The 216-nt window shown below is 71.8% G+C and carries 1 protein-coding gene; it reads right to left on the minus strand.

Features of this window, described 5'->3' with window-relative positions:
* Nucleotides 1-216: hypothetical protein (locus tag IF89_RS40465; protein ID WP_043195255.1), on the minus strand; the 216-nt coding region annotated here is incomplete at both ends.

Raw genomic sequence — 216 nt, forward strand, 5'->3', positions numbered from 1 at the left:
GTCCCGGCCGGTGGTCTTCTGCGACACGACCAGCCCGGTAGCACCCTCTTCGGGGTCGTACACGGTCTCGGTGACCGTGCCCGTCTCGTCCACCGTCTTGACCGCACGCCCGTAGGCGTCGTAGGCGGCGGCGGTCGCCACTTCGCGTTTCTGGCCGGCGCTGTTGTGGACGGTGCTGGCCTCGCGCACGGGCAGCGCCCAGTCCGCGGGCAGCTC

This window comes from Streptomyces sp. NRRL F-2664 (assembly GCF_000719345.1).
In the GTDB taxonomy this organism is placed as follows: domain Bacteria; phylum Actinomycetota; class Actinomycetes; order Streptomycetales; family Streptomycetaceae; genus Streptomyces.